This window comes from Bradyrhizobium sp. 33ap4, assembly GCF_032654765.1.
Classification (GTDB): domain Bacteria; phylum Pseudomonadota; class Alphaproteobacteria; order Rhizobiales; family Xanthobacteraceae; genus Bradyrhizobium; species Bradyrhizobium australafricanum.
In genome coordinates this window covers 1-25,407 of sequence record NZ_JAUMTJ010000075.1, presented here as the reverse complement: position 1 = coordinate 25,407, position 25,407 = coordinate 1, and the positions used below count along the sequence as shown (strand labels likewise).

The 25,407-nt window shown below is 62.1% G+C and carries 28 protein-coding genes and 2 pseudogenes; 16 read left to right on the top strand and 14 right to left on the bottom strand.

Annotated elements, in window-relative coordinates:
- Window positions 1–3: 3 nt before the first annotated feature.
- From Q2M23_RS37985 to Q2M23_RS37970, 4 genes are all read right to left on the bottom strand, one after another.
- A complete protein-coding gene (locus Q2M23_RS37985) occupies window positions 4–945 on the bottom strand; it encodes a hypothetical protein (RefSeq protein ID WP_316398793.1) in 942 nt (313 codons plus the stop codon).
- Between the two features lie 228 nt (window positions 946–1,173).
- The gene (locus Q2M23_RS37980) at window positions 1,174–1,476 is read right to left on the bottom strand and encodes a hypothetical protein (protein WP_063790084.1); all 303 of its coding nucleotides are present in this window, start codon (window positions 1,474–1,476) and stop codon (window positions 1,174–1,176) included.
- A gap of 59 nt (window positions 1,477–1,535) precedes the next feature.
- Window positions 1,536–2,021, bottom strand: coding sequence for a helix-turn-helix domain-containing protein (locus Q2M23_RS37975; RefSeq protein WP_316398792.1), 486 nt, complete (start codon window positions 2,019–2,021; stop codon window positions 1,536–1,538).
- 402 nt (window positions 2,022–2,423) lie between these two features.
- The gene (locus Q2M23_RS37970) at window positions 2,424–2,834 is read right to left on the bottom strand and encodes a helix-turn-helix transcriptional regulator (protein WP_316398791.1); all 411 of its coding nucleotides are present in this window, start codon (window positions 2,832–2,834) and stop codon (window positions 2,424–2,426) included.
- Window positions 2,835–3,067: 233 nt separating this feature from the next.
- Between Q2M23_RS37970 and Q2M23_RS37965 the strand changes: the two genes are divergently transcribed.
- Both Q2M23_RS37965 and Q2M23_RS37960 read left to right on the top strand, forming a co-directional pair.
- Window positions 3,068–3,703 (top strand): AraC family transcriptional regulator ligand-binding domain-containing protein, encoded by a 636-nt coding sequence (locus Q2M23_RS37965; protein ID WP_316398790.1) that lies wholly within the window; start codon window positions 3,068–3,070, stop codon window positions 3,701–3,703.
- A 122-nt stretch (window positions 3,704–3,825) separates the two neighbouring features.
- Complete coding sequence (locus tag Q2M23_RS37960) at window positions 3,826–4,056, top strand: helix-turn-helix transcriptional regulator (protein WP_316398789.1); 231 nt, start codon at window positions 3,826–3,828, stop codon at window positions 4,054–4,056.
- A 107-nt stretch (window positions 4,057–4,163) separates the two neighbouring features.
- Here the strand turns inward: Q2M23_RS37960 and Q2M23_RS37955 are convergent, their stop codons facing one another.
- Entirely contained in the window at window positions 4,164–4,649 is a 486-nt protein-coding gene (locus tag Q2M23_RS37955; RefSeq protein WP_256527889.1) for a DUF992 domain-containing protein, read from the bottom strand.
- Window positions 4,650–5,075: 426 nt separating this feature from the next.
- Between Q2M23_RS37955 and Q2M23_RS37950 the strand changes: the two genes are divergently transcribed.
- Window positions 5,076–5,360: a hypothetical protein gene (locus Q2M23_RS37950; RefSeq protein ID WP_316398788.1), complete on the top strand. Its 285-nt coding sequence runs from the start codon at window positions 5,076–5,078 to the stop codon at window positions 5,358–5,360.
- A 1,234-nt stretch (window positions 5,361–6,594) separates the two neighbouring features.
- Here the strand turns inward: Q2M23_RS37950 and Q2M23_RS37945 are convergent.
- The 3 genes from Q2M23_RS37945 to Q2M23_RS37935 all read right to left on the bottom strand — a co-directional run bounded on the left by Q2M23_RS37945 (window position 6,595) and on the right by Q2M23_RS37935 (window position 8,585).
- Window positions 6,595–6,984: a cupin domain-containing protein gene (locus Q2M23_RS37945; RefSeq protein WP_316398787.1), complete on the bottom strand. Its 390-nt coding sequence runs from the start codon at window positions 6,982–6,984 to the stop codon at window positions 6,595–6,597.
- Between the two features lie 62 nt (window positions 6,985–7,046).
- Window positions 7,047–7,799: an SDR family oxidoreductase gene (locus tag Q2M23_RS37940; protein ID WP_316398786.1), complete on the bottom strand. Its 753-nt coding sequence runs from the start codon at window positions 7,797–7,799 to the stop codon at window positions 7,047–7,049.
- 207 nt (window positions 7,800–8,006) lie between these two features.
- A complete protein-coding gene (locus Q2M23_RS37935; protein ID WP_316398785.1) occupies window positions 8,007–8,585 on the bottom strand; it encodes a hypothetical protein in 579 nt (192 codons plus the stop codon).
- Window positions 8,586–9,068: 483 nt separating this feature from the next.
- Here Q2M23_RS37935 and Q2M23_RS37930 point away from each other — a divergent pair, with 483 nt between their 5' ends.
- Entirely contained in the window at window positions 9,069–9,932 is an 864-nt protein-coding gene (locus Q2M23_RS37930) for a catalase (protein ID WP_316398784.1), read from the top strand.
- Window positions 9,933–9,937: 5 nt separating this feature from the next.
- On the opposite strand, the gene Q2M23_RS37925 is transcribed toward Q2M23_RS37930, so the two are convergent.
- The gene (locus Q2M23_RS37925) at window positions 9,938–10,867 is read right to left on the bottom strand and encodes an AraC family transcriptional regulator (RefSeq protein ID WP_316398783.1); all 930 of its coding nucleotides are present in this window, start codon (window positions 10,865–10,867) and stop codon (window positions 9,938–9,940) included.
- 344 nt (window positions 10,868–11,211) lie between these two features.
- Here Q2M23_RS37925 and Q2M23_RS37920 point away from each other — a divergent pair, with 344 nt between their 5' ends.
- The 10 genes from Q2M23_RS37920 (at window position 11,212) to Q2M23_RS37875 (ending at window position 19,410) form a co-directional block, all read left to right on the top strand.
- Window positions 11,212–12,165 (top strand): AraC family transcriptional regulator, encoded by a 954-nt coding sequence (locus Q2M23_RS37920; RefSeq protein ID WP_316398782.1) that lies wholly within the window; start codon window positions 11,212–11,214, stop codon window positions 12,163–12,165.
- Window positions 12,166–12,222: 57 nt separating this feature from the next.
- Entirely contained in the window at window positions 12,223–12,918 is a 696-nt protein-coding gene (locus tag Q2M23_RS37915) for an SDR family NAD(P)-dependent oxidoreductase (protein ID WP_316398781.1), read from the top strand.
- A 190-nt stretch (window positions 12,919–13,108) separates the two neighbouring features.
- The gene (locus Q2M23_RS37910) at window positions 13,109–13,372 is read left to right on the top strand and encodes a hypothetical protein (RefSeq protein WP_316398780.1); all 264 of its coding nucleotides are present in this window, start codon (window positions 13,109–13,111) and stop codon (window positions 13,370–13,372) included.
- A gap of 96 nt (window positions 13,373–13,468) precedes the next feature.
- Window positions 13,469–13,771: a hypothetical protein gene (locus Q2M23_RS37905; protein ID WP_316398779.1), complete on the top strand. Its 303-nt coding sequence runs from the start codon at window positions 13,469–13,471 to the stop codon at window positions 13,769–13,771.
- Between the two features lie 112 nt (window positions 13,772–13,883).
- The gene (locus Q2M23_RS37900) at window positions 13,884–15,101 is read left to right on the top strand and encodes an NAD(P)/FAD-dependent oxidoreductase (protein ID WP_316398778.1); all 1,218 of its coding nucleotides are present in this window, start codon (window positions 13,884–13,886) and stop codon (window positions 15,099–15,101) included.
- A gap of 76 nt (window positions 15,102–15,177) precedes the next feature.
- Complete coding sequence (locus Q2M23_RS37895; RefSeq protein ID WP_316398777.1) at window positions 15,178–16,110, top strand: MBL fold metallo-hydrolase; 933 nt, start codon at window positions 15,178–15,180, stop codon at window positions 16,108–16,110.
- A gap of 70 nt (window positions 16,111–16,180) precedes the next feature.
- On the top strand, window positions 16,181–16,972 hold the full coding sequence (locus Q2M23_RS37890) for an acetoacetate decarboxylase (protein WP_316398776.1): 792 nt from the start codon (window positions 16,181–16,183) through the stop codon (window positions 16,970–16,972).
- 29 nt (window positions 16,973–17,001) lie between these two features.
- Window positions 17,002–18,177, top strand: coding sequence for a patatin-like phospholipase family protein (locus Q2M23_RS37885; protein ID WP_316398775.1), 1,176 nt, complete (start codon window positions 17,002–17,004; stop codon window positions 18,175–18,177).
- Between the two features lie 33 nt (window positions 18,178–18,210).
- Window positions 18,211–18,615: a hypothetical protein gene (locus Q2M23_RS37880; RefSeq protein ID WP_316398774.1), complete on the top strand. Its 405-nt coding sequence runs from the start codon at window positions 18,211–18,213 to the stop codon at window positions 18,613–18,615.
- A 12-nt stretch (window positions 18,616–18,627) separates the two neighbouring features.
- Complete coding sequence (locus tag Q2M23_RS37875) at window positions 18,628–19,410, top strand: 3-hydroxybutyrate dehydrogenase (RefSeq protein WP_316398773.1); 783 nt, start codon at window positions 18,628–18,630, stop codon at window positions 19,408–19,410.
- Window positions 19,411–19,813: 403 nt separating this feature from the next.
- Here the strand turns inward: Q2M23_RS37875 and Q2M23_RS37870 are convergent, their stop codons facing one another.
- Window positions 19,814–21,490: a winged helix-turn-helix domain-containing tetratricopeptide repeat protein gene (locus Q2M23_RS37870; RefSeq protein WP_316398772.1), complete on the bottom strand. Its 1,677-nt coding sequence runs from the start codon at window positions 21,488–21,490 to the stop codon at window positions 19,814–19,816.
- Between the two features lie 223 nt (window positions 21,491–21,713).
- Here Q2M23_RS37870 and Q2M23_RS37865 point away from each other — a divergent pair, with 223 nt between their 5' ends.
- Window positions 21,714–22,661, top strand: coding sequence for an AraC family transcriptional regulator (locus Q2M23_RS37865; RefSeq protein ID WP_316398771.1), 948 nt, complete (start codon window positions 21,714–21,716; stop codon window positions 22,659–22,661).
- Window positions 22,662–22,741: 80 nt separating this feature from the next.
- Here Q2M23_RS37865 and Q2M23_RS37860 read toward each other — a convergent pair.
- Both Q2M23_RS37860 and Q2M23_RS37855 read right to left on the bottom strand, forming a co-directional pair.
- A pseudogene (locus Q2M23_RS37860) lies at window positions 22,742–22,918 on the bottom strand (FUSC family protein); the annotation flags it as partial.
- Between the two features lie 417 nt (window positions 22,919–23,335).
- Window positions 23,336–24,202 carry a LysR substrate-binding domain-containing protein gene (locus Q2M23_RS37855; protein WP_316398798.1) on the bottom strand — a complete coding sequence of 289 codons (867 nt, stop codon included), beginning with the start codon at window positions 24,200–24,202 and terminating at the stop codon, window positions 23,336–23,338.
- 247 nt (window positions 24,203–24,449) lie between these two features.
- Here Q2M23_RS37855 and Q2M23_RS37850 point away from each other — a divergent pair.
- A pseudogene (locus tag Q2M23_RS37850) lies at window positions 24,450–24,533 on the top strand (FMN-binding negative transcriptional regulator); the annotation flags it as partial.
- A 74-nt stretch (window positions 24,534–24,607) separates the two neighbouring features.
- On the opposite strand, the gene Q2M23_RS37845 reads toward Q2M23_RS37850, so the two are convergent.
- Window positions 24,608–24,754 (bottom strand): hypothetical protein, encoded by a 147-nt coding sequence (locus tag Q2M23_RS37845; RefSeq protein ID WP_316398799.1) that lies wholly within the window; start codon window positions 24,752–24,754, stop codon window positions 24,608–24,610.
- Entirely contained in the window at window positions 24,751–24,903 is a 153-nt protein-coding gene (locus Q2M23_RS37840) for a hypothetical protein (RefSeq protein WP_316398770.1), read from the bottom strand. Before Q2M23_RS37840 ends, Q2M23_RS37845 begins: the two co-directional genes overlap by 4 nt.
- Between the last annotated feature and the right edge of the window lie 504 nt (window positions 24,904–25,407).

Below are 25,407 nucleotides of genomic sequence, written 5' to 3'. Positions count from 1 at the left end.
GCCCTAGTTGCTTGCGAAATAGAGCGGCGTCCTGAGCGTGATCTGGTAAGTAGGCTTTGGTACCCACATGATCTGCGCGGTCACGCCAAACAGTCGGTTGTCGTTGTCGTCCATCCGGTCAAGGTCCAGTCGCACGATCGGCTGGGTAAAGGAGGAGACCGACGCGCGGCCCAAGAGCTCGGCGCCGCCGAAAACCTGCACGCCCGCGCGGCTCGTAAGCTTCCAATTGTTCGGCCATTGGTAGTAACGGCCGACATAGCCCATGATATCGGAATGGATGGTCGCGAGTTGACTGCCGATGACAACCCGTGTGTCCTGCACACCCGCGAGCAACCCACGAGTCTCGTCCTGGTCGAACGCATAGTCGAACTCGAAAACATTTGTAAAACTCGTGGTAGCAAACGGTCCATTCGGAATCGTCTGGGTAATGGTCGATTGCCAACTCAGGGTCGGAATCGAGCCGCCGTTCTGATTGTAGAGATCGGCCTGAAATCCAAGATTCCAGCTCGTAATCGCCACGGACGACCAGCCGGTCATCGGAGTGCTGGTCGAGCTGGCTGATACGCCGGCATAGAGCGAGACATTATCGTTCACGTCGATCGTCATGGGAAGATCGACCACGACGCTCTGGGCGCCCGGCATCGCCGCACCGCCCGCAATCGCAGCCAGGCTGCCGGCGTTCGAGATGGCAGCGGATTGCAACGCCGCGAGCAAGGACGAATTGCCGAAGCCGACCGCCAGCGCACCGGCGGGCACCCTCGCGTAGGTGGTTCTCATGTCCAGGTAGACGTTCGGCGCGCTCGACACCCCGTTCGCAGAATCATCGTCTTCATCTCCAGCACGGGCAATTCCGCTGGAGAGGCAAATCAAGACGGCCAGCACCAATCCCGGGAAACCAACGCAATTGCGCGCGTTCAGCGCTCCAACCTTCCCCGTAACCTGCAAAACACTCTCCTCGAACGGGGTCCTTATCGGCGATGTCTGACAGTAGTGATGCGGCCAAGCTGATCGATCGAGGGAGCGACAGGCACTATCTCGGTCATCGCCCACCATGCGCCATCCGGTGAACCCGGCACATTCCGGGAAAAGATCGTTGAAACGATATCGGCAATTCGTCGGAACGGTCTATGCAAATTCTGCCAATGCACGGGCGCACCGTATCGCGGCAGGCTCCTACGGCAGATCCGGCTCCTTGGTGTCCTCGAATAAGGCCGGTTCGCCCAACGGCGGTTCGGACGTTTCCGCAAGCCAATGGTGAATGACCGCCGAAGGTATCGCCCGTCGCGGTGTGCAGGGGTTGATGGTGCCCGCGGTCACGATGTATCCTTGCTCGAACTTCTGGCGGGCAAACCTCTGGGCGTCGAGTTCTGTCGGAAAGCTCTCACTCTGTCTCGGCTGTCGTTGCGTGGATGTCTTGCGCATCCTTTTCGGCACCTCGAACGAAACATACCAGGCCTTCGTCAGGTCAATCGACACGGCGCCCTTCCGGTTGGTTTTCCCTGCGGGCTCGCCTCGTCTCGGCTAACCCGCTGTAGCTATACGCTTTCGACATCACGATCTTGAGTCGCGTCCATCACGCCCGCGCTGAAAGCCCTCGACAAAGGATTCTGGTAATCGATCCTGGCGTTGCGCAGTCCAGCTCTGCCACCGTGCGACATATCGCTGTCCCGGCCCGCCGCTCGAAGCGTCTGCGAAGGGCTCTCGCCGAACAGCTTGCGATACTCAACCGAAAACCGTCCAAGCTCGAAAAAGCCGAAGCAGATCGCAATTTCCGTCACCTTTGCTGTCTCGCCGTCCACAGCGAGAAGTGCCTGCCTCGCCTGATTCAGTCGGAGCACACGAATTCGACGGCACGGCGACTGGCCGTAAACGCTCCTGAACGCTTTTCGTAGAGTACGCTGGCTCACTGAGAGCCGGTGGCATATCGCGGGGATGCGAGGCGTTTCTTCAACGTTCCCCGCAGCGATGGCCTCGGCCCGCGCGACAAGAACGCGATATCGATCGCTGGCACCGCCAATCATTGGTCGGTGCCTTTCGATCGCATCCAAAAAGCCGATGAAGTGAGGAAGCTACCCCGAATATGGGCACGCAACCCGTTTGCATGGCCCCCTGACTGACCGCTTCGCGCGGATGTGCAGATCAGATCGGCAATGGCAATAGGAGCGGCGCAGTACATAATAATTGACCTCAACGTCTGGCTTTACCTCTGCATCTCGCGTCTTTCAGCGCGAAGCGTCTTGCCATTTCGCGCCAATCATTGATGTATGGTCTTCCGGGCCGCCTTGCCGCCGAAAAAACACAGCTCGAATACTGGTAATATGCTAGCGCGACGCTCGTTCGCGGGGCGATGCGGGGCCGCTACCTGCGTCGTGGCCTTGCGTTTTCGCGCCTTCCGCGTCCACTCAGTGCAAGCCGCCCATGCGCTAACTTTTGCTGGCGCGGGCCTTGCCATTCCCTTTGGCGGCCTGCTGCTGCCGATATGCAATCGGCGGCATTTTCATCAAACGCGCAAAGCTTCGGCTGAAACTGCTCGCTCCGGTGTAGCCAAGACGTAAGGCGATGTCCGAAATGCGCTCGTTGGACTCCGCAAGGAGGCGGCGGGCCGTATCGAGGCGGACTTCGGTGACCAATTCGCTGTAACTTGTCCCCATACCAGCGAGGTGTCGCTGCAATGAGCGCACGCTCACGCCCAGTTGGCGCGCAGTGCACTGCACAGATGCGTCATCCTGACGCAGCAACACCGAAATCGCCGCGCGGACAGAGTGTCGGGATGGCGAAGAGACGGGTTTCATGTGCACGTCATGAAAGATTGCAAGCGTGATCTCCTTACTCAAACCGCTGCTTACGATCTTCTTATAATGTGATCGAATTGGTAGGCCCGTCTGGCCATGAGCCGCCTAAATTGCAATTCTGGCATTAAGATCAATTGCACACGTCCCAGCCTCGCATGCACCGCTGCGACGCGACACCCAATGCACCCGGCGAGCAAATCTCGAGATCGCTCCTCAGTGCCGCGACGACAAAGTACGACCGTAAAAATGAACGCCGCAGGCAGGAGACGAGCAACATGAGCGGAATTCCCCTAACCCGCTGCCAATTCGTGATTCCGTTTGCAGACATTCATAACGAGCTGGGAGCTCCCACTGCGACGCTCCTGTCAAAATTTGGTCTCCCGACAGCGCTGCAAGAAAAAGCCGATCATTATGTTCCGATATTGCCTGCCATATTGTTTGCACAAGCCGCGCAGAGATCGCAGGGCATCACGGATATTGGCTTTCCCGCTTCGCGGCGGCTGCAGTTCTGCCACCGGAGCGATAAGCTGCGAACCATCATCAGCTACTCTCCGACGCTGTACGTCGCCCTGCAGCAAGTGTGCAAATGGGCATCGCTCGAAGACACGAACCTGTACATGTGGCTGGAGCGCCGCGATGATCGTGTAAGAATTTGCAGCAAGCTGGGCGGGACTGCCGGCATGCTCCATCTTGAACACTCACAATGGCTGCAGAACGTCTTTGTCGTCCACATCGTTCGACAGTTAGCCGGATCGGAGTGGACTCCCTCAACGATGGCCTTCGAGGCAAATTATGCGCCAGGCTCGGAGGCTCGGGCATTCTGGCGGAATACGCGCTTTCTGTCTTGCCAGGAAGCCTCCTGGATTGATGCACCCGTTGCGCCTCTGGACCTCCAGCCTGACACACAATAAGGTGCCGAATCTCTCCGAGGACGAGCCTCAGCCGTTCGCCGACGAATTTGTCCGCGCACTTAAGCTGATGCTGCCTTCTTACCTGGATGAGGGAATCCCGGCGGTCGCGAAAAATCGCTGAGATGGCCGGCACGAGCGTCAGGAGTTTTCAACGCAAACTCTCGAACGTCGGCCTGACATATTCGAGCTTGCTCGAATTGATCCGTTTTGAGAATACCGCCAAGCTGCTATGTGAGACGGACGCCAAGATCATCGAAATCGCGTTTTCTTCCGGCTATGCCGATCCGACGCATTTTCCGCGTGCATTTCGCCGTATTTCCGGCGCTGCGCCACGCGAATTTCGGGAGAAATGAAGACCGCCGTAGGCGCAGGCGCAAGCTCGCTATGAAAAGTGCCTCACGCGTGCTCGTCAATGTCGAGCAATTCGGGTCTGCACGAGCGGCGGTCGGACGGCGGCGCGTCAATAGATCGGACGCAGTTGGAGCCCGGAAAGGCCGAGGGTCACATTGACGGCTACCGAGCCCTCTACCGAAACGGGCTGCAACGCAAATGACCGCCCCGAGCCACCGACAAGAACGTTGACGCCGGCGCCTAAACCGAGGCCGATGTCGCCTGACGCCCCGACATATTCGCCGGCGAGGGCACCGGGCGGAGGGCCTGCCGTCGGGGCAAGGACCGCCCAGGCGAGTGCGCCGCCGGCTGAAACGCCGATATCGATTCCGACGGTATTGAGGGCGCCTTCATAGAGTTGAGTCGGCAATGGCGGGTTCTGTGTAAAGCGACATGACATCGATTGATGGCCAAATATGACAAACCCGACGCTAGGGTCGAGCTTGCAAGCCAGCATGCCGATCTGGGTCCACGATGCCTGTTGGGCGCCTGCGGAGGACACAGAGCCGGACCATGCGCAGAGAACGCAGAGGACGGCCAGAATTGGTGCACGCATTCGCTTCCCGATCATCTCGCAAAGACTAGTTAATCGCGGGCCGGCGCTTGGTCCTGACCGCGTTCTGTTTTCGTAGAGGAGCATGTGAGAGCCGACGAGGCTATGCAAAATCGGACAGCCGAACCCGTCGTCAGGCCTTTCTGTCGCGTCGATCCGACGCGGTTTGCGACATCAGAAGCTTGGACCTCAGTTACTTTTTGAAGACGGCGTTACTTGCGAAACCGCGCGAAAGCTATTTGCAAGAACATCCCAACACCTGACGCATGTCGGGCCGTCAGCTCAATGCGCGCCGGGCCATGCTGAAAACGTCGTAACTGGACCGCCCTCCATTTCTGCCGATTTTGCACAGGCGGCCAGTTTTGCGCTGTCTAGGGTCCGCACCGACCAACCTGCCGGACGCTTCCGGCCGATCGTAAGGAGAACGAGATGCGTAACAAGAAGGCCTGCAGATTTGCATGGCATTGCTGGCGGCGACATTGGTGCTCGACACCGGGACCGCGTGCTACGCACGGAGACCTGAAGACGATCGGCACGCCTTCTGCTGCACAAGCCCAAATTGTGCCATCGCTCATCGTTCTCAATTCGCGGGGCGCAACGTTGCAGGGCGATAGCCTTGTCCTCACAGGGATCACGCCGAACTCGATCATATTCGCTGACCGACCTGTGCGCGCCGCGGGCCATCAGCTCACGGCTGATATCATTGCGGACTGAGGCGCGGGCAAGGACAGCTTTGCCAGCGATCCTCCGCACGCGACCGTTTCGGCTTTCAACAGCAAGGACGGCTCCGTCAAGGACGCTGTCGTCGTCCTGAAGAATCCGAAGCTGGACGGGGACGAGCTGATCTTCACCGTTCAGACACTCGAGCGCGATCTCACCGGCGCGGACGGCGCAGCCTCGATCTTCATCGATATCATCGGCCGCCCTTTACAACGCTTTCCTTTGCGGGCGTCACGCGGTGCACGGCATACCGGGGCGCAATGTATGCCGGTGCTGCTGCTATCGGAGCTGCCGCCGTCGGAGCCGCCTACGCCCGGCCCCATTGCGGCTATCATCCCTATCCTCCTTGTTACTGAACAGGTCTCGCGCCGGGCGGCGCCTAGCGGCCGCCCGTGGAAGGACCAGCGATCACTCTGCGTGTCAGCAGCCGCCCCTTTTGGCCTTCACATTGGCACAGTTCGCGGAACCGCGTCGTTGACGCGTCCCTCTTAGCTAGTGTCCCGAATCCAAAGTTCGCATCATTTGCCGCACCTTCGGAGCGAAACTTCGGATTCGATAAGGACACTAGCAAACCTATGATTCTAGTGTGCTTTATGAGTGCGAAGTTCGTGAAAGCAGTTGCCGCGAATACCCTGCAGCACAACCGACGACTGATAGGGTTTTGTATGAAAGCTTATCAGTGAAAGATCGCCCATTAGTCAGGTAAGCCAAATTGCCTTTCAAATGCCCGTCACTCTTTTCTAGCTTTCAATCAATCACCGCCGAAACAATCGCGTCCGATAGCTCTTTTCGGAAGCTACCGAAGCGGTGTCAAGCGAGAGCCCTAACGGGCTCAAGGAGCGTTGCTCTCCGAAGGTAAAGGTCACACGTTCGAATCGTGTCGGGTGCGCCAACTATCCTTATCGTCCAAAATGATGCGCGGGTTCTATCTCGATCTACAGCGCGCACGGGATTGTCTGAGTAAGCAACCTGATCAAAATCGCCGCTGCTAGGCGACGCCGATCGGGCCGAACTGCGAGTTTCTGGTGCACGCCCTGATCGGAGTATGGACAGGCTGTCTGTTCTCCCGTCACAAGCCAACTTCAGCCGACTAGGCCAAGTCCCCTCCACGTCTAGGTGTAGGCATCTGAGCAGGCGACGCCAGTGTTCCGTAAGGGCAACAAGCTGACTCATGCGGGGCAGCAAACAACGGGCGCAGCGCCAGTGGCGTACTTGGGTTGCATCTAGATCACTTTGCGGGCACGAGCGCCGGGGCGCCCTTGTCCTTGATCAGGAGCACCAGGAATTTCGCCGGCTGAGTGGCGCTCGCGTTCCGGTCGACGACATGAACGTCGGCAGGGCCTTCATAGAAGGACTGTCCCGGCGTCAGTGTCACCTCTTGTCCGCCCTTCAGCTGCATCACGACGGAGCCTTCCAGCACGTAAACAAACGCATGTGCATTGTGCCGATGGATGGCGCTCGAGCCGCCGGGTGCATGCTCGACCGAGATCATCAGAGCTTCGCGGCCGGGACTCTCCGCAAGGTCCTTGGACATCAGTGGCGTGACCTTCGGCTGCTGAGCCACCGCCGTGCCGGCCGTGAGGCACAGAAGAATCAATGCCGCGAGTTTGATCGTCATGGTCGCCTCCTTAGTTCGCCCGGGATCCGCCCCTGAGAGTCCGGGCGTACCTCCCGTGGAGATCAGGCCGCTGCCTTTGAGCGGCGGATCCATTCGTCCAAACCGATGCGGCCGAGGCGCGCCTCGCCGAGCGGCACGAGCGAGTGCTCGCTGACCCGGCCGCCCCAGTATCGGGCCTCGGGATCGCTCACGACCTCGCGCGGATCGCCAACCGCCTTGAGATAGCGGGCGATGATTTCGTTGAACGGGGCGCGTTCCGGCCCTGCGATCTCGACGAAGCCGCCACGCGGCGGCGCGAGTGCCACATCGGCAACGATGGCGGCAACGTCGTCCGACGCGATCGGCTGGAACAGGATGGGCGGGAGCCTGACTTTGTTGCCGTCCACGCTTGAATCGGCGATGCCGCCGAGGAACTCCATGAACTGCGTTGCGCGGACGATGGTGTACGGGATGCTGGAGGTCTCGATCAGTTTCTCCTGGGCGACCTTGGCGCGGAAATAGCCGTTGTCGGTCCGGTCGGTCGCGACGATCGACAGGGCGACATGGTGCCGGACGTTCGCTGCGGCCTCGGCCGCGAGAAGGTTGCGGCCGGAGGTCTCGAAGAATTCCAGCACCGCCTTGTCTTCGAATGAGGGCGAGTTGGCGAGGTCGATCACCACCTGCGTGCCCGCCATGGCCTCCTTGAGTCCTTCGCCGGTGATGGTGTTGATACCGCTTCGGGGCGAGGCGGCCACGACCTCGTGCCCGCCTTGGCGCAGATTGGCGACGGTCTTCGAACCGATCAGGCCGGTACCGCCGATCACAACGATCTTCATGGTGATCCTCCGTTGTCGTTAGACGTGCTCAGGTTCTAGCTTCAAGGGATCATGAGCGCATCGCTCTACGGTCGTTCGAGCGATGTTGGGGCGGGCGAGAAGCGAGATAAACTCACCCGGCCGCATTCAACGATACCATACGCGAGACTTTGCCGGCGGTCCGTGATCGGTCAACAGGGTTGATCGATCTGCAGCCGCCCGAACGACTCATTTGCGCGTTGAGAGGGAGCGTGTGCCCCAGGCTGCCGGGTTCAGGTCTTGTTGGGGACGCATGTCGGCGGCGGCCGACGCCGGGCGGTAGCGCCGGATCGCGCCGATGATCACGACCACGAAGGATACCAGCACGATGCCTTGGACGATGGCGAACGGCGGCTCGGCCGGCGGCACGCTTGGGGCCAGCGCATGCAATGCCGGCACTTTCAGGAAGGACTGAATCACCAGCACGAAGACGTTGAGATACAGCGAGAGGAGCGCAGTGAGCACGTAGATCCAGCGCCAAGATCCGGCGAGCCTCCGGCCGTAAAGCCCAAAACAGGCGATCCCCAGCAGAACCAGTGAGAGGATGGAAATCATGTGGGACGGCAACAACTTATCGATCAGCAGCGGGGGAATCAGAAGCCCCGAAGCGCTGGTCAGGATGGTGGATGCAAGGAAAACGGCGGTGAGGTTCGGCATCCGCTTCGGGCCGAGCATCCCGAACATCACGACCAGGCCCGCCCCGATTGCAACCAGGCTGATGATCACGTGGACTATCGTGAACGTCGCCAAGCTCATACCCAGCATCATGATGCGCCTCCGAATTCGATCCAAGCCATTGTCGCCTCCATCTGTTTCGTAGCCCCACCGTTTAACGGATCGAGCGTACGCGTGCCCCAGAGGGATTGAGGCGGTTGTAGAGATATTGCTGCTTAGTGGACGCCCTCGACAATTTCCGGGAGTTATGCGTACGCGAGGGTCCGCAGCGGACGCTGCAAGTGACCGGGTGCGATCGAATCCGGGCAGCCAGGCCGGGGCCGCTAACCGGTGCAGCCGATAGGCGGACGCGCAAGAAAGGCAGCAATCGCTCTACAGCCAGGGCAATCGCTCTGGCGCGGCGGCACCATCGGTCCGCTAAATCATCTCCGTGCCCATATTGACGCACGGATGAAAGATGATCCGAAAAGCATCATCGTACCCCGCAAGCCGCGCCACAGACGCGGTAACGGCCAGCCCGGGCAGCACTACCCGTCCGCGTGAGCGGCCCGAACCTAGCTTCAGGTCGAAACTGCCGTGACCAAGCGTTCAGCAAAACGACCGACAGGTTTTACGGAGGGCCGATGCGTCCGCGGGACGTATATTCCCTCGGATCGGGCGGCGGAGATCACCAGATCGCTGAGCTTCACCAGCCCATCGCGCGTGCTGGCGCAATTCTCCGCGGACGATGGCTTTCCCGGCACGGCGGCTGCCGAGAGCGGAGTGCTGCGGCACTTTGCTTTCAGGCTCGGAGACGTTGACGGGCGTTCCGACATTCTCACGCAGAGCGCCCCGATACACGATGCGAGAATGCTCGAACATATGCTGCCTTTCGTAGACACGCGCATGTCCAATGGCGGGCCGGGCGCGAAGAGCAACGCTTTAACCTCCGCCAATCGTGAAAAGCCGCGTCAAGCGAACTTTCCCACCGCCGGGGGCCAGCGAGGGAGCTTTGCCCGCACCATCTTCTGGGGCGTCCACGCGTTTCCTGCGACGAATGTCAGAGGCGAAACACGGTTCATCAAATTCAAGGTCGAGCCGGTCGGCGGGGAAGTCATGCTGTCCGAGGACATAGCTAGGACAAAGTCCGCCGACGTCTGGAACGATGACCTCGAGCTGCGGATCGCGGCACGCGATGTCCGCTTTAGCGTGATGGCGGTGCTCGATTGTCCCGGCGCCCCGATCATGGACGTCACAATCCGCTGGCCGGACGAGGGCAAGCGCGAAGCGGTGCGGCTGGGCACGATCGTCATCACCGGTTTGGAGACGAATGAGGTGTGGAACGGGCTGGCCTTCGATCCGGCAAATCTTGCCGAAGGCATCGGGCATCCGCCGGACGAGGTATTTGCGGCCCGCTGCGCCGCCTACGCCGCATCACGGACCGGGGGGGCGCTGACCTGACCTTCTCATGCTTCTGCTTCCGTCGAACCCAGTTTTTCGCGGCGCCACGTGCCGGGACTCACACCGACGGCGGACGAAAACACCCGCGTGAAATGACTTTGATTGGCGAAGCCGGCGGATATCGCGATTTCCGATAGCGGCAACTCGCGAATGGCCATCAACTGCTTGGCCACCTTGACGCGCTGCCGAAGCAGCCACCGGTGTGGCGGCAGACCGGTGGAGACACGGAACGCGCGGGAGAAATAGCTGACCGAGAGGTCGAACTCGGCCGCGATCTGCTGCAGCGAAACCGTTCCTGCGAGATTGGCTTCGAGCCTTTCGCAAGCTCGCCGGACCTGCCACGGAGCAAGGGCGCCGCGTGCGGGCTTGCTGACATGCAGGCCACCATAGGCCTCGGCGACGTGCGCCGTGAGCGCAAGCATCATGTGATCGACGAAAAGCTGGTTCGCTTCGGATGGCCGGCGCAATGCCTGCATGAGCGAAGCCCCGATATTGCGAACGATTTCGTCGCGGAAGCCGGTGCCGAACTGGCAGTCGAGTTGGCCCACGCGCCGCGCGCCGGCCTCTTCCGCGACACCGTTAAGCGCCAGCGCCGGCAGGTAGAAGTGAAGGGAGTGGAACGGCCTTTCGATCACGAAGCGCGGATTGTACTTCAGGTCGTAAAGGTACGTCGTGCCCGCCTTCACGTCGGGCCTGACCACGCACTTGCCCCGCTCCCAATATTCGCAGTCGGGATAGTCGCGAAGTTTCAAGCTGACGATGTACGCGTCTTCGAGGGGAATTTCGCCGCAGAGACCGTGAACGGGATTGTCGTCCCGAGTTTCGGTGACGGCGACGTTGACACCTCGGATGGACCGAGTGGTCAGCGATGACGGTGGCTCTCGAAGGCGAAGAAATTCCCTGTACTTCTGACCGTGGAAGCCGCTCTGCGCCATGGGCCGGTCCTGCTGGCCGTGCCGGGCGGCGGATGTCGTCATCCCCGCACGGTGCGTGGACTATCGGACGCCAGAAAGCGGTCGTCCAAGCTTTCGTCGAAGCTTCACTGCCCTCTCCGACACGCAAGAACGTCAACGGTGCTGACCATCTCATGTGCGGCGCCTCGTGCACGGACCATGGCCCGGTGCGGCAACGGAATGCGATTTCGGGCGCCTGCCAACACATCGGCGGTTCAGCATTGGACAATCCGGGGCGAATTTGGGCAAGACGCCGCATCGGACTGCGGCTAGAACGGATAGGTCGAAAGCTCGATCCGGGTGCGCCTCAACGACGAGGACGGTCCATGAGCAGTCCACGCTTGAAAGATACTTCGCACAATCAGCGGGACGCGACTCCGGCACCGCCGCGCGATTTTCCGATCGGCGAGCAGCGCCCGCACGCCGACGAGGAAATGACGCGCGTGCTGAAGATGGCGCCGCTGCAGATGGCATCGGATCCGTCCAGCGGCGTGATCACCTTCTGGAGGCATGATCCCCTGCACGACGTGGTCAAGCCGATGGTCGATCATGTGATCATGGCTTTTCCCGCCGAGCCGGTTCGATTCGAACGCCGCGACGGAAAAGCGTTTTTGAACGGAATGACGCGTCCCGGGACCGTAACGGTCATTCCGGCGGGTTCATCCTCGCGCTGGGATATCTACCAGCCCTTGAGCGTCGTCCACCTCTACCTTCCGCAGACAACGCTAGAACGCGTTGCCCACGAAGCCGGAACGGCCGCTCCCGGCGACCTTGTGGAACGAACGGCGCATCCCGACCCCATTACAGCCCGATTGCTGCTGAGCGCGGCGGACGCCCTGGAAGGCTGCGCCGCGCTGGATTCGTTGTTCAGGCACCAACTGAGCGATCTTCTGGCCACGCGATTGCTCGCCGCGCACGCCGGCTCGCCGGCAACGTTCCAGCCGGTCATGGGCGGGCTGTCGCCCAAGGTACTCAGTCGCGCCATCGAACGTCTGCGTTCGGATAGCGATGCGGACGTCTCGCTTGCGACGCTTGCTGCCGACGCCGGCTTGTCGCGCTTCCACTTCTGCCGCGCCTTCAAAGAAAGCACCGGGCTCTCGCCGCATGCCTGGCTGCGGCAGCGCCGGCTCGAGCAAGCCATGAACATGCTGCGCGATACCGACGTGTCGGTCGTCTCGGTCGCCGTCGCGCTCGGCTATTCCTCCCAGACCGCCTTCGCTGCGGCGTTCAGGAAGCTGACCGGCGAGCCCCCCACCGATTGGCGAAAACGCATGCGGTGAGCTTCCGCGACGGTGGTCTCACCCCTTTTCTAGTGCAGCGTCGAAAGGAGAGAGGCAATGAAGACATTTCTTAGCATCGGCGCGGGCCCGGGGATGGGTTTCGCGACCGCCGAACGGTTCGCCAAAGAAGGTTTCCAGGTGGTTTTGGCCGCCCGCAGTCTCGCCAGGACCAAAGAGCTGGCCGAGAGATTGACAAGAAAAGGATACAAGGCGGACGCACGACGGGTAGACTCAAGCGATCCGAATGGCATCGCGGAGCTGGTCGCTGAAGTTCAGAAACAGCGCGGCTCGATCGACGTCCTGCACTACAACGCCGCATCCGCGCGCAGGGCGGCTCTGTCTGAACAGCCTCGCGATAGCTTCAACGAGGATCTCGCCGTGAACATCGGAGGAGCGCTCGTGGCAGCGCAGGCTGTCGCTCCGAAGATGGAAGAGCAAGGATCGGGTGCGATCCTGTTGACGGGAGGCGGCTTCGCACTCGCTCCCAACGCGGACTTTCTTTCGATCAGCATCGGCAAGGCCGGCATTCGCGCCCTGGCCCACGCACTTTTCGAGCCGCTCCGGGACAAGGGAATTCACGTCGCGACGGTGACCGTCTGCACCCTCGTGTCTCCGGAATCGAAGGAGGCCTCGGCGTGGCCGAGCAGTTCTGGCATCTCTACAGCCAGCCCAAGGACTCCTGGACCGTCGAAACCAGCTACGCCCCTGCGGCACATGAAAATGCTGCGTGATACGGACGAGACGTCCTCCTAACGCAGCCGCACTGGGGCCGTTCCTCGCCGGCCACATTCGTCACAGGAGGTGACCGCAATCCCGAGCGATTGCCGCAACCGCATGAGTTGGCAGCAATCGCTCTACAGGTAGGGCAATCGCTCTGGGGCGACCGCAGCTCAGATACGCTAGATCATCGCAATGCCCACATCCAACCGGATGGAGAAGAAAGATGATCCGCAAGAGCACCGTCGATTCCCGTGCGATCGCACTGCATTTTTCGAACTGGTCCACAATTTCCGTCTTCGCCAGCAAGACGGCCGAGACCGTATCCGACTTCGCCGTCGTGGTGCGCAACCTGGTCATGGACATTCGCGACAGCTACCGGCCCGAGCTGCACTACATGCGCGGCCCCGGCCCCAAGTGGCGCGCCAAACATCAGCCCTGGCTGGCGTTCGACGCTGTCCCGAGCGACCGGCGCAAACGCGTTCACTAGCAGCAATCGCGCGACAGGTACGGCAATCCCTCTGGGGCAGCGCTACGCGGGCGGACTAGACCATCACCGTCCAACGAACGCCATTGGAGATCGACGATGATCCGGAAAACCTTCGTCAACCAGCTTGCAATCACATCGCGCCGGCGCGGCCTTGCCACAGCGGTCGTGTACGGACTTTCGCTGTCCGTGCGCTTCACCTCGGCAACCGGCGAAGAGGTGGAGATCCCGGTGCAATCCCTGCAGAGAACCTATACCGCGATCTCCATCACGACTCGGGACCGCCCTTGGCTGCCCTACCAGGATTGGGTTCTGGGCTCGGCTCAGCCCGTCGTTCTTCGACAAGGCTGGTCGCTGAAGTCTCCGATGTCAGCACGCTCGCCGGAGTGCCTCCCCCCATAACGGGCTGACGCCCTCGTTTAACGCCTTCGCGTCGTCGTCGATCGCCGCCCTTGGTGAAGGGTGGCGGCGGTAGCGCGCGGACTTTCGGAAGTCCAAACCAAGGAGCAAAGACATGAGATTAGTCATCATCGGCGCCGGCTTCGCCGGCATGTACGCCGCCCTCTCCGCCGCCCGCCTGCGCGACATCCGGGGCGTTTCGCCGGAAGAGCTCGAGATCGCGCTGGTTTCGCCGGAACCGACGCTCGTCGTGCGCCCCCGGCTGTACGAGCCGAAGCCCGAGACCCTGACGGCGCCGCTGCTCGATGTCCTCAACGCCATCGACGTCAACTACGTGCAGGGCAGCGCCGAGACGATCGACACCAAGTCCCGCTCGGTGCAGATCGCAACTGGCAAAGGACCCCGGAAGACGCTGTCCTACGACCGCCTGGTCGTAGCCACCGGCAGCAAACTGTTCCGTCCGAAGATTCCGGGCCTCGCCGAGCACGGGTTTGCCGTCGACTCGCTCGATGACGCGGTGGCGCTCGACAAGCACCTGAAAGGCCTCGCCAAGCGGCCGGCTGTGAACGGCCGCGACACCGTCGTCGTGGCGGGCGGCGGTTTCACAGGCATCGAGGCCGCAACCGAAATGCCGGCGCGGCTGCGCGAGATCTTCGGCAAAGGGGCCAAGCCGCGCGTCATCATCGTCGACCGCAATCCTGCGATCGCCCCCGACATGGGCGAAGGGCCCCGCCCCGTCATCGAGGACGCCTTGCGCAAGCTCGGCGTGGAAACCCGGCTCGGCGCCGGAGTCGCCTCGCTCGATGAGTCCGGCGTCACGCTCTCCAGCGGCGAGCACATCGAAAGCGAGACCGTGATCTGGGCAGCCGGTATTCGCGCCGCGCCCTTGACCCAGCAGATTCCCGCCGAACGCGACAATTTCGGCCGGCTGCTGGTCGACCGCGATCTGCGCGTACCGGGAGTGAACGGCGTCTTCGCCACCGGCGACGCCGCGCGCGCCGCCTGCGACGGCGACGGCAATTACGCGCTGATGTCCTGCCAGCACGCCACGCGGATGGGCGCGTTCGCAGGCAACAACGCTGCCGCGGAGCTGCTGGGGGTACCGACCAAACGCTACCACCAGGAGGGTTACGTGACCTGCCTGGACCTTGGCGAGGCCGGTGCGCTCTTCACGACTGGCTGGGAACGCAAGGTGGCCATGGTTGGCGACGTAGCCAAGAAGACCAAGCAGGAGATCAACACCGTTTGGATTTATCCGCCGAAGGCCCAGCGCGCCGCCGCGCTCGCCTCGGCGGATCCGGAGCGTGTGACCGACGTGACTGGCTTCCTCTAGACCCCTTCACGCGAAACGGGTCGCGCTCCGTGCTGGCTGCGCGGCCTGCTCCAGTGAAACCAGCCAGCAGCCATACATGAAACGGGAGACGAACATGAACCTGCACATGACTTCACCCTCCGCTGGACCAAAGGTCGACGAGTTGGTCCCGTCGCGCTACGCGCTGAAGATCGGCAACATCGAGGTGATGGTGGTCAGCGACGGCGTGCTGCTATTGCCGGGTGCGATGCTGGCCCACAACGCCGAACCGGCGGTGCGAGCGGCCTGGCTGAAGGAGAATTTCCTGCCGCCGGACGCGTTCGATTGGGCGCTGAACGTGGTCGTGGTGAAGAGTGGCGGCCGGACCATCCTCGTCGACGCCGGGATGGGGACGGAGTTTCCGGACCTGGAGAAGGCCGGGCACGTGATCCCTCGGCTCGAGGCAGCCGGTGTCGAGCTCACGTCCGTGACCGATGTGGTGCTGACGCACATGCACATGGACCACATCGGCGGACTACTCATGGACTGTGTGAAGGAGGCGCTGCGTCCTGACCTTCGCATCCACGTGGCGGCTGCCGAGGTCAAGTTCTGGGAGGATCCCGATTTCTCCAAGGTCGCCATGCCGGACGGATTCCCGGACGCGCTTCGCAAGACGGCCAAGAAGTTCGCGGCTGAGTATCGCGACCAGTTGCGGACGTTCGAGGATGAGTGCGAGGTCGCCCCTGGCGTGCTCGTCACGCGTACAGGCGGCCACACGCCGGGGCACAGCATCGTTCACGTGACGTCCGGCGGCGAGCAACTGACATTCGCCGGCGACCTTGTCTTCACGGTCGGGTTCGAGCACCCCGACTGGTTCAACGGCTTCGAGCACGACCCCGAGGAAGCGGTTCGCGTTCGTATCAAGCTGTTGCGTGAAGTGGCTGAAACCGGCGGTCTGCTGGTGGCCACGCACATGCCGTTCCCATCCATCGGGCATGTGGCGGTTGCGGGCAATACTTTCCGCTGGGTGCCGGCCGTCTGGGACTACTGACCGCTATCGGGCCGCGCTTCGACGGCGGGGCGCGGCCCTTTCACCTGGATCAATCTGGAGCTCGACGACGATGAAACTTGAGACCGTGCGCGCGAGCGCGTTCGCCATGCCGCTGACGAACCCGGCCTTTCCGCCCGGCCCCTACCGGTTCGTCAACCGCGAATACTTCATCATCCAATACCGCACCGATCCGGAGGCATTGCGCCGCATCGTGCCCGAGCCGCTGGAAGTGACCGAGCCGGTGGTGAACTACGAATTCATCCGGATGCCCGACTCCACCGGGTTCGGCGACTACACCGAAAGCGGCCAGGTCATCCCCGTGTCGTTTCGCGGCCAGGCAGGCGGCTTCGTCCACCAGATGTTCCTCAACGATCATCCACCGATCGCCGGCGGGCGCGAGTTGTGGGGCTTTCCCAAGAAGCTGGCGCAGCCGAAGCTCGCCGTCGAGATCGACACGCTGGTCGGCACGCTGAACTACGGCTCGGTGCGCATCGCCACCGGCACCATGGGCTACAAGCATCGCGCCCTCGATATCGAAGCCGAAGCGAAGAAACTCGCTGCGCCGAATTTCCTGCTCAAGATCATCCCGCATGTCGACGGCACCGCACGCATCTGCGAGCTGATCCGCTATCACTGCGAGGATATCGCCGTGAAGGGCGCGTGGACGGGGCCGGCTGCGCTCGACCTCTACTCGCATGCGCTTGCGCCCGTCGCCGAGCTGCCGGTGCTGCAGGTGTTGTCGGCCAAGCACGTCGTTGCCGATCTTACCCTCGGGCTCGGCACCGTGGTCCACGACTATCTGCCGGCCGTGCGGCGACGCGGAGCGACCTCCGAAGCCCCCATCGAAGCCAGAGCCGATTGAACCGTCATCACCATCCAAGGAGCCCTGCAATGTTGAACGTGATGCGCGAACAGACCCATCCGGTAGCGCAGCAGACCCGGTCGCTGCCCTACGACGTCGTGGCGTTGGTCCTGCAGGGCGGCGGCGCGCTCGGCGCCTATCAGGCCGGCGTCTATGAGGGCTTGCATGAGGCCGGGATCCGGCCGAACTGGCTGGCCGGCATTTCGATCGGCGCACTCAACGCTGCCATCATCGCCGGCGCCCCGGAAGAAGAGCGCGTGGAACGGCTGCGCGAGTTTTGGGAGATCATCTGCGCCCAGTCGATCGAATGGCCGGCGGGAGAAGGACTGGCCAATGCCCTGCCTTTTGCCTTCGACATACACTCGATCCGCAATGCGCTGGCGGCGATGCGGGCCCTGGTTCAGGGTCAGCCGGGCTTCTTTCGGCCGCGCTTCCCTTCCCCGCTTTTCTCGCCGTTCTCTGGCGATGCGGCGACCAGCTTCTACGACACCGCGCCCCTGCTCCGGACGCTGGAGAAGCTCGTCGATTTCGACCGACTGAATTCCGGCGAGGTGCGCGTCAGCGTCGGCGCGGTCAACGTCCGCACCGGCAACCTGACGTATTTCGACACCGCCGAACGCCGGCTCTGCCCGAAGCACTTCATGGCCTCCGGCGCCCTGCCGCCTGGATTCCCAGCCATCGAGATCGAGGGGGACCACTACTGGGATGGCGGCGTGGTCTCCAACACACCCTTGTCACGCGTGCTGTCCGGCGAGCCGCGCGACACTCTGACCTTCCAGATCGACCTTTGGTCGGCCAGAGGCCGCGTTCCCTACGACATGATGGAGGTGTCTAGCCGTCAGAAGGACATTCAATATTCGAGCCGCACGCGCGCCGTCACCGACCAGGCGCTGCGCATGCAGAAAATGCGTCAGGCCCTGCAGCGGGTGATCGAGCGACTGCCCGAGGCCGCAAAGAGGGATCCGGAAATCCGCGCGATCGCGGATATGGCCCGCCATCGCTCCCACAACATCATCCACCTGATCTACCAGACCAAGCTCCACGAAGGTCATTCGAGGGACTACGAATTCGGACTGAGCGCGATGCGCGCCCACTGGCAGAGCGGGTTGGAAGACATCCGCCACACGCTCGCGAACGGACGGCGCCTCGATCCGCCCCCGCCCGAGCTCGGCATCGTCACCCACGACATCCATCGCCGCGATTGAGCTTTCGCGTCGCCCTTATATCAGGAGAACACCATGCCGACCCTTTCCGACGCTCCCGAGCAGAACGCCGCGACGGAGCTTCGTCCACCGCCCGGGCGATCTGCGCCGGCACGTTCCGGCGCCGCCTCGTGGACGATCATCCTGGTGCTCGTCCTGCTCCTGGTGGCCACCGATTTCGTCGCCTACGTCAGCTGGACGCTTGCTGACGGGATCGAGGTTTCGGCAGCCGGCTACGTCGCCATGGCCGCCGGCGTGCTGTTCTCGCTCGTCGTCGGATGCGGGCTCACGGCCCTCATCTTCTGCAGCAGTCGGAACGGGTACGACGAACCTCCCGTGCTGATCGGCTCGGACGCGGCTCAGAAGCGAACGAATCGACCGATGATTGAATTGCAGGCCATTCGGACGGACCGCAAGCGTCCACTGCAAGATCGACGTTGAAAGGAATCTGCCATGTTGAAGGGCAAAGTAGCCGTCGTCACTGGATCGACCAGTGGCATCGGACTTGGAATCGCCAGGGAGCTCGCCAGGCTCGGTGCCGATATCGTGCTCAACGGTTTCGGCGACGCGAATGAGATCGAAAACATCCGCAGCGGCATGGAGCGCGATCACGGCGTGCGCTGCGTCTACGATGGCGCCGACATGTCGAAGGGTGAGTCCGTGCGGGGATTGATCCATGCGACCGTCGAAAAATTCGGACGTCTTGACATCCTCGTCAACAATGCCGGCATCCAGTTTACCGCACCGGTTGATGAATTCCCGGCCGCCAAGTGGCAGGCCATCCTCGATATCAATCTGTCGGCGGCATTCCATGGAATCTCGGCCGCCGTGCCGCAGATGAAGCAGCAGCGTTGGGGGCGGGTTGTCAACATCGCCTCTGCGCACGGCCTCGTCGCCTCGACCCACAAAGCTGCCTACGTGGCCGCCAAGCACGGCCTCGTCGGCCTCACCAAGGTCGTCGGCCTCGAGACCGCCGGAAGCGGCGTGACCTGCAACGCGGTCTGCCCCGGCTGGGTGCGAACGCCCCTGGTCGAGAAGCAGATCAGCGACATCGCCACGCAGCGGGGCATCAGTCAGAAGCAAGCTACCGAGGAGCTTCTCGCGGAGAAGCAACCGTCCCTTGATTTCGCATCTCCCGAGCAACTCGGTGGCACCGTCGCCTTCCTGTGCTCGGCCGCAGCAGACCAGATCACCGGCACGGCGATTTCCGTCGATGGAGGTTGGACCGCGCGATAGGCGCGAGTGAACCGGCACGGGCTTCAAACAAAGCGGGACCTGCCCACGCAGCAGCATTCCAGCGTGAAGATGCGCTTCGCGCTTCTCCCCGACAATAGCCCTTTTTTGGAAACTCATGATGAACGTGGATCCATCAAGATGTTGATAACCATCCTCGCAATGGTCAGCACAAGTATCTTCGCGGCGCATGCTATCGACGCCTTGCAAACGAGCCACCCCGCGGAGGAACCCGACTTCTCGAAAGCGGACTTGCCGCGGCGCTAACAGACGCCAGTTGGCTCACACGGCTTGACGTTAGCCACGACATGAGGCGCGCCTCACCTCACCGCCGAGTCTGAAGAAACGGCAACCCGAGCGCATCCGCTCGGGGCCATTGGCGGCGCGAGCATCTTGGCTGGGATGATCATTCGGGCAGCCCTGCTTGCCGCAGCCCTTCTTCATATCGCGCGACGTCCTTGGCGCGTCGATAAGGGCCAAGGACGTCTTTGAGATTAGAAAGGCGCAGCGTTGGACTGAGTTCTCGCAGCCGAGCCACTGCCTTGCGTGCCTGCTCCTGGCGGCCGGCCATTGCGTTGCTGGCGGCGGTGATGCGTAATCCCGGTCGGTAGTCCGGGCTGCACTGCAATGCCATTTCCGCCCACGATGCCGCTTCGTCATAACGGTCCGAAAAAAAATGTGCGTACGCGGTCCCGGCCCGCATGCCCATCAGCCACGGATCGAGTGGGCTCAGACGAATGGCGCGTGCGAAGCGCTCGATCGCCGCTTCCGGCTCGCCGAGCCAGATTTTTATCCATCCGCCAAAATTCCATCCTTCGCCCAGGTTGGAATTGAGCGCCAGCGCGCGGTCGACCAAGCCGGCACCTACTCCGAGCTCCCCAACGACAAACGCCAACGCATTCCCGCCGGCGGAGAGCGCAATGGGGTCATTCTTGCCCAACTCGACGGCCCGCTGAGTGAGCGTCTTTACTTCTGCAATTGCATTCGCCGTGTCCGTGATCCAGCCGTTGATTTTGGCGATGAGGTAGCAAGACGCTGCACGACCGTAGGCGGTCGCAAATTCCGGGTCGAGCTCGATTGCCCGTTTGAAAAGACGCAATGCCTCCTCGTTCGCTTGCCGGTTGCCAAACTGATGGAGACCGGCCAGACCGCGCAAATAGATGGCGTAGGCATCGAGACTTGCGATCGGCTTGCGTTTGGCGCGCTCGATCTCAGCCTTTTCCACCGCGGGCGCGATCGCCCCGACAACGCTCTCGGTCACCTGGTCCTGCAATTCGAAGATGTCGCCGAGCTCGCCATCGAAACGGTCCGCCCAAATATGCGCTCCGGTGGCGGCATCGACGAGCTGTCCCGTGATGCGCACCCGGTTTGCCACCTTGCGAACGCTCCCCTCCAACACGTAGCGTACCCCGAGCTCACGCCCCACCTGTTTCACGTCGACTGCCCGCGCCTTGTAGGTGAAGCTTGAGTTTCGGGCGATGACGAATGGCTCCTTGAAACGGGACAGCGCCGTAATGATGTCTTCGGCCATTCCATCGGCAAAGTATTCCTGTTCGACATCGCCGGACATGTTCTGAAACGGAAGCACCGCAATGGAAGGCTTATCCGGCAGCGGAGGCGGGCTCTCTGTTGCGGCAGCAAGAAATGGCGCAGCCTCTCGCGCTCCAGTAGGCGCATCGACCTCAAAGGCCCTGATTGTCTCCTGGATGTTCTCTACACGTGGAACGCCAACGTCCGCACCCGGGTCCGTGACCGAGGCTCGCGCCGACAATTCTTCCTCAGTGATCTGACCAACAAACCGGAGGCCTCTGCGAGAAACCGTCCGGATCAGACGTTGCTCTTTGCCGGTGTCCCCTATTGCCTTGCGCACGGCATTGACGTGGCTGGTCAGCGTGGATTCGGACACGATCCGTCCGTCCCACACCGCCTTCAAAAGATCGTCCCTTGTCACGACCTGTTCGCGGTTTTCAACCAGGAAGAGCAGCAGGTCGAACACCTTCGGTCCAACGGGGACGAGTTCGGAGCCTCGCCTGAGCTCGCGCCGCCCGGCATCCAGGCGATAATCTTCAAACAGAAACGGCACTTGTGATCCTTCTTGGACAAGAAGCCAAGGAAAACTCAATCGCAATTCGGGCCGGCTGCAAGGTCTTTTCCGCTGGAAACTGTACACATTTTCACATCCTTCGGGAACAAGGGTTCTGCCCGCCCTGCACCCGACGCGCACTGACGTGCGCATCCCCCCTACGAACCCAGCCAGGCCAGGTCACGGCCACAACCTGCATTCCCGCTGAGGCGAGCATACGTTCATGAACAAGCACATCTCGCGCGATGCCTTGGAGGACGCGTCAGGTGCGCCTGAGGCGTGCCAAGTCACTCCGGCCCATGTCGAGCGACCTCACCCTAGTGCAGAAATGGCGCGGGTGGTCGGGACCACCCCACTTCACATGGCTTTGGATTCCTGCGGCGCCGGCATCGCCCACTGGAAGCATGATCCGCTGCACGACGTCGTCGCGCCCATGAGCCATCACGTGATCATGGCGTACAACGGCACGGTGCAGCGCATAGTGCGGCGGACGGGAAGCGCGGTCGCTATCGGTACGCTTCGCCCCGGAGCCGTGATCATCATTCCCGAAGGATCGAGCTCTCGGTGGGATATTCCGAAGCCTGTCGACGTCGTCCAACTCTATCTTCCGCACACCACGCTCGAGCGGGTTGCAGGTGAGCTCGACAGCACCACCTCAACCGATCTCCTGGAGCGGACGGCGCAGCCCGATTCCATTACATCTCGATTGCTCCTGACAGCGGCCGGTGCCATGGACGGCAACGGCCTGGATACCCTTTTCAGGCATCAGCTGATGGACCTCGTGACCACGCGCCTGCTGGCAGCGCATGTCGGTGTGCCGACCACGTTCCAGCCGACGCTGGGCGGCCTCTCACCGATAGTGTTGCGCCGCGCCATCGAGCGCCTGCGTGCGGATAACGATGCGGACGTATCGCTCGCGGCGCTCGCTTCTGATGCTGGTCTTTCGCGATTTCACTTCTGCCGCGCCTTCAAGGAAAGCACCGGGCTCTCCCCGCATGCTTGGCGACGCCAGAAACGGCTGGAGGAAGCTAAAAATATGCTACGCGACACCGACGCGTCGGTGCTCTCAATCGCGGTCGCGCTCGGCTATTCTTCCCAAACCGCGTTCGCCGCGGCGTTCAGGAAGCTAACGGGCGATACCCCGAGCAATTGGCGACGGCGTGCGCGTTAGCGCGTCGCCTATGGCGCCTGCAGGCCTGAATGTCAGGTGCTTTCCGGTCCGCAGCGCCACCTTCGTGCGCCCACCCCGCAGAGCGCGATTTCCTGCACCCGGGAGACCACAATGTCGAACGTCGCCTGCGGAGCTCTGACGATCGGAAACCCGAGCAGCGCCACGGTGTAGCCGGCGAGCATGAATATGTAGCTGCGCGGCGTGCCGTCGAGCAGCGAGAGGTATAGGCAAATGCCGACCCAGAGCGCGACGGCAAGACTGACCGGCTGGACCGACGGCATTGTCGCTCCGCTTTTTGCTGCCGTCGTCGGCAGCCTTCTCGCGGGCGTCGACGATCCCCTTCCGACGTTCCGCAACTTCTACGGACTGTTCCTCGTCGTTAATGACGAAACAGCAGCAGCCCAGCACCGCAAGGGCCACCGACCCGGCCGACAGGAGCGCAGACCAGTAGTCCCGATGCGGGACGGCTATCGCCAACGGGCTGGGAGGGAAGGCAAGAGGCAGTGAATCGGGATCGTGATCGTCAACGATTGCCTCACGCAGGAGCCGGCAGTCGCGTGCGACATCGATCAGATTGCGCAGGCGGATGGCGAGGCCATTGATGGAGCCGACGCGGGCGGTCGCGGGTCGCGCTTCCAAATTCCGGAAGCTCGGACCGAGCCCCCCGTAGCGGCCTACTCCGCGAAGGCTCGCTTCAGCCGCGGCGCGGCAAAGTCCAGAAAAGCGCGAACTTTGATCGGCAGAAAACGGTTGGCCGCGTAGACGAGGTTGACCGGCATTGCCGGCGGCTGAAATGCATTGAGGACGGTTGTCAAGGCTCCTTCCCCCGGCGCATCATGGAGTTGATAGGCAAAGACAATGGAAATTCCCGCGCCAGCGCACGCGGCGGCGCAAGCCGCTTCGGCGCTGCCGACGATGAGCCGCGTACGCACTGGCACCGCTATGGTCGCCTTGTCCCTGACGAATGTCCAGGAATCGGGTGGCGAGAAGCCGGCATAACTGATGCAATCATGCTCGACCAGATCGTCTGGCGTGCGCGGCGTTCCGCGAGCCGCCAGATAGGTGGGACTGGCGCAGACCACTCGGCGTGTGCTGCCGAGCCGTAACGCTATCAAGCTCGAATCCGGGAGCTCGCCGATCCGCACCGCGATATCGATTTGCTCCTGAGCCAGACTCAGTTTTTGATCAGTAGGGATCATCCGGACCTTGATATCCGGATAAGTCTTGAGAAAGTCCACGATGATCGGCATGAGGATGATACGCCCAAGACCCAGCGGGGTGGTCACAGACAACTCGCCAGTCGGCGCGGTATACTCACCGGACGCTGTACGCTCCGCTTCACTCACGTCCGTGAGGATACGCTTGCAGGCCGCAAGGTAGGAAGCGCCTGTCTCGGTTAACGCCAGCTGTCGGTTCGATCGGTTGAAGAGCTTCGTCCGAAGGTGAGACTCGAGCTCAGATACGTTGCGGCTCACCGTTGTGAGCGGTGTTTTCAACCGGCGCGCCGCCGCGGACAAACTGCCCTGCTCGACCACGGTCAGAAAGGCTCCGAAGCAATTGGAGAACTCTCGCCGCGGTCGCGGGGCGCGAGTCGAACCAAAGCCCCTTTGCGCTAGCAAGTCTGATGCAGCATCGCCTTGCGCTGCTCGCCGCCCGCGTGGCTGTGGTCCCTGCCGATGCCAGAAGCGACGCTGCCAATCTTCGCCAGCTTCGAACGGCGCTCAATGTTCCCGCTGGCGTCAGCGGCCCCGCCGGCGCCGCTCGCATCAGGCTGATGACCAACAGTCCGAGGACTATGTGACGCCCTCATGGTATGCCACCAAGCAAGAAACCGGGAAGGTGGTGCCGACTTGGGTGGGTGCGCAAATCCAACGATTCGTGCCCCCGGGTTGCCGGACGTCGATGCCGACAGTAAGCGCACGATGTCCCCACTACACCGCGAGACCTCATCGGTTGACGGTTGAGGCCGAATAGACAGTCGCGGAGAAAGCGAGCGGCGCGAAACCCGCCGCAGAAGAGCAAAATCCGGCCAGGAACACCGGCACTGCCATGAGCACTTGGCTGCTCAAGGACAGCCCAACGAGCGCGATCATGATTCCTCCGCGATCATGCCGGCCAGGCGATGGTCGACGATAATCGCGAGCAGCAGCAAGGCCGCGACATGGAGGCTGGCGGGCAGGTCCCCTACCCCGAGAAATGTGTCCACATTTTGCGCGAACACAGTCGCCGCCTCGCTCAGCATCGCAATGGCACCCCAGAAAACGGTGTGCGGATTTCGTCGGCGCACGGACGGCACGGCCACAACGCTAAGCTGGCAGATCGGCAATCGGGATAGGGGGAGTCTCGCGACTCTCCCCTCCCACACCGCCGTACATACGGGTCCGTATACGGCGGTTCACCGGATTAAGCGCGAACGGTTTGTTTTGCGTCCGCGCCAGAGGCTCAGATAGTGGTCTCCGTCGTGTCGGCTTCGGCCCCTTTGAGCGGCGCCGTCCGGGCTTCACCCTTTCCCGCCGCTCCAAAGGCCAGTGACCTGGATTTCAGCCGCATGGCCGGCTCGAGGCTTCCACATCCAAACGTCTTTCCAGCGTTCGGGCCTTCAGCGAAACTCGTTCCGCCTGTCGGGTCGGAGGAGGCGCGCTCGATTGCTCTCGCGCTGGCCTCCGTCCGCCGCACAAACTGGACGTGCAGTTTTCCCGCATCCAGCTTTCATGAACGGGCTCTCGCGGCCTGAAGCGAAGGGATC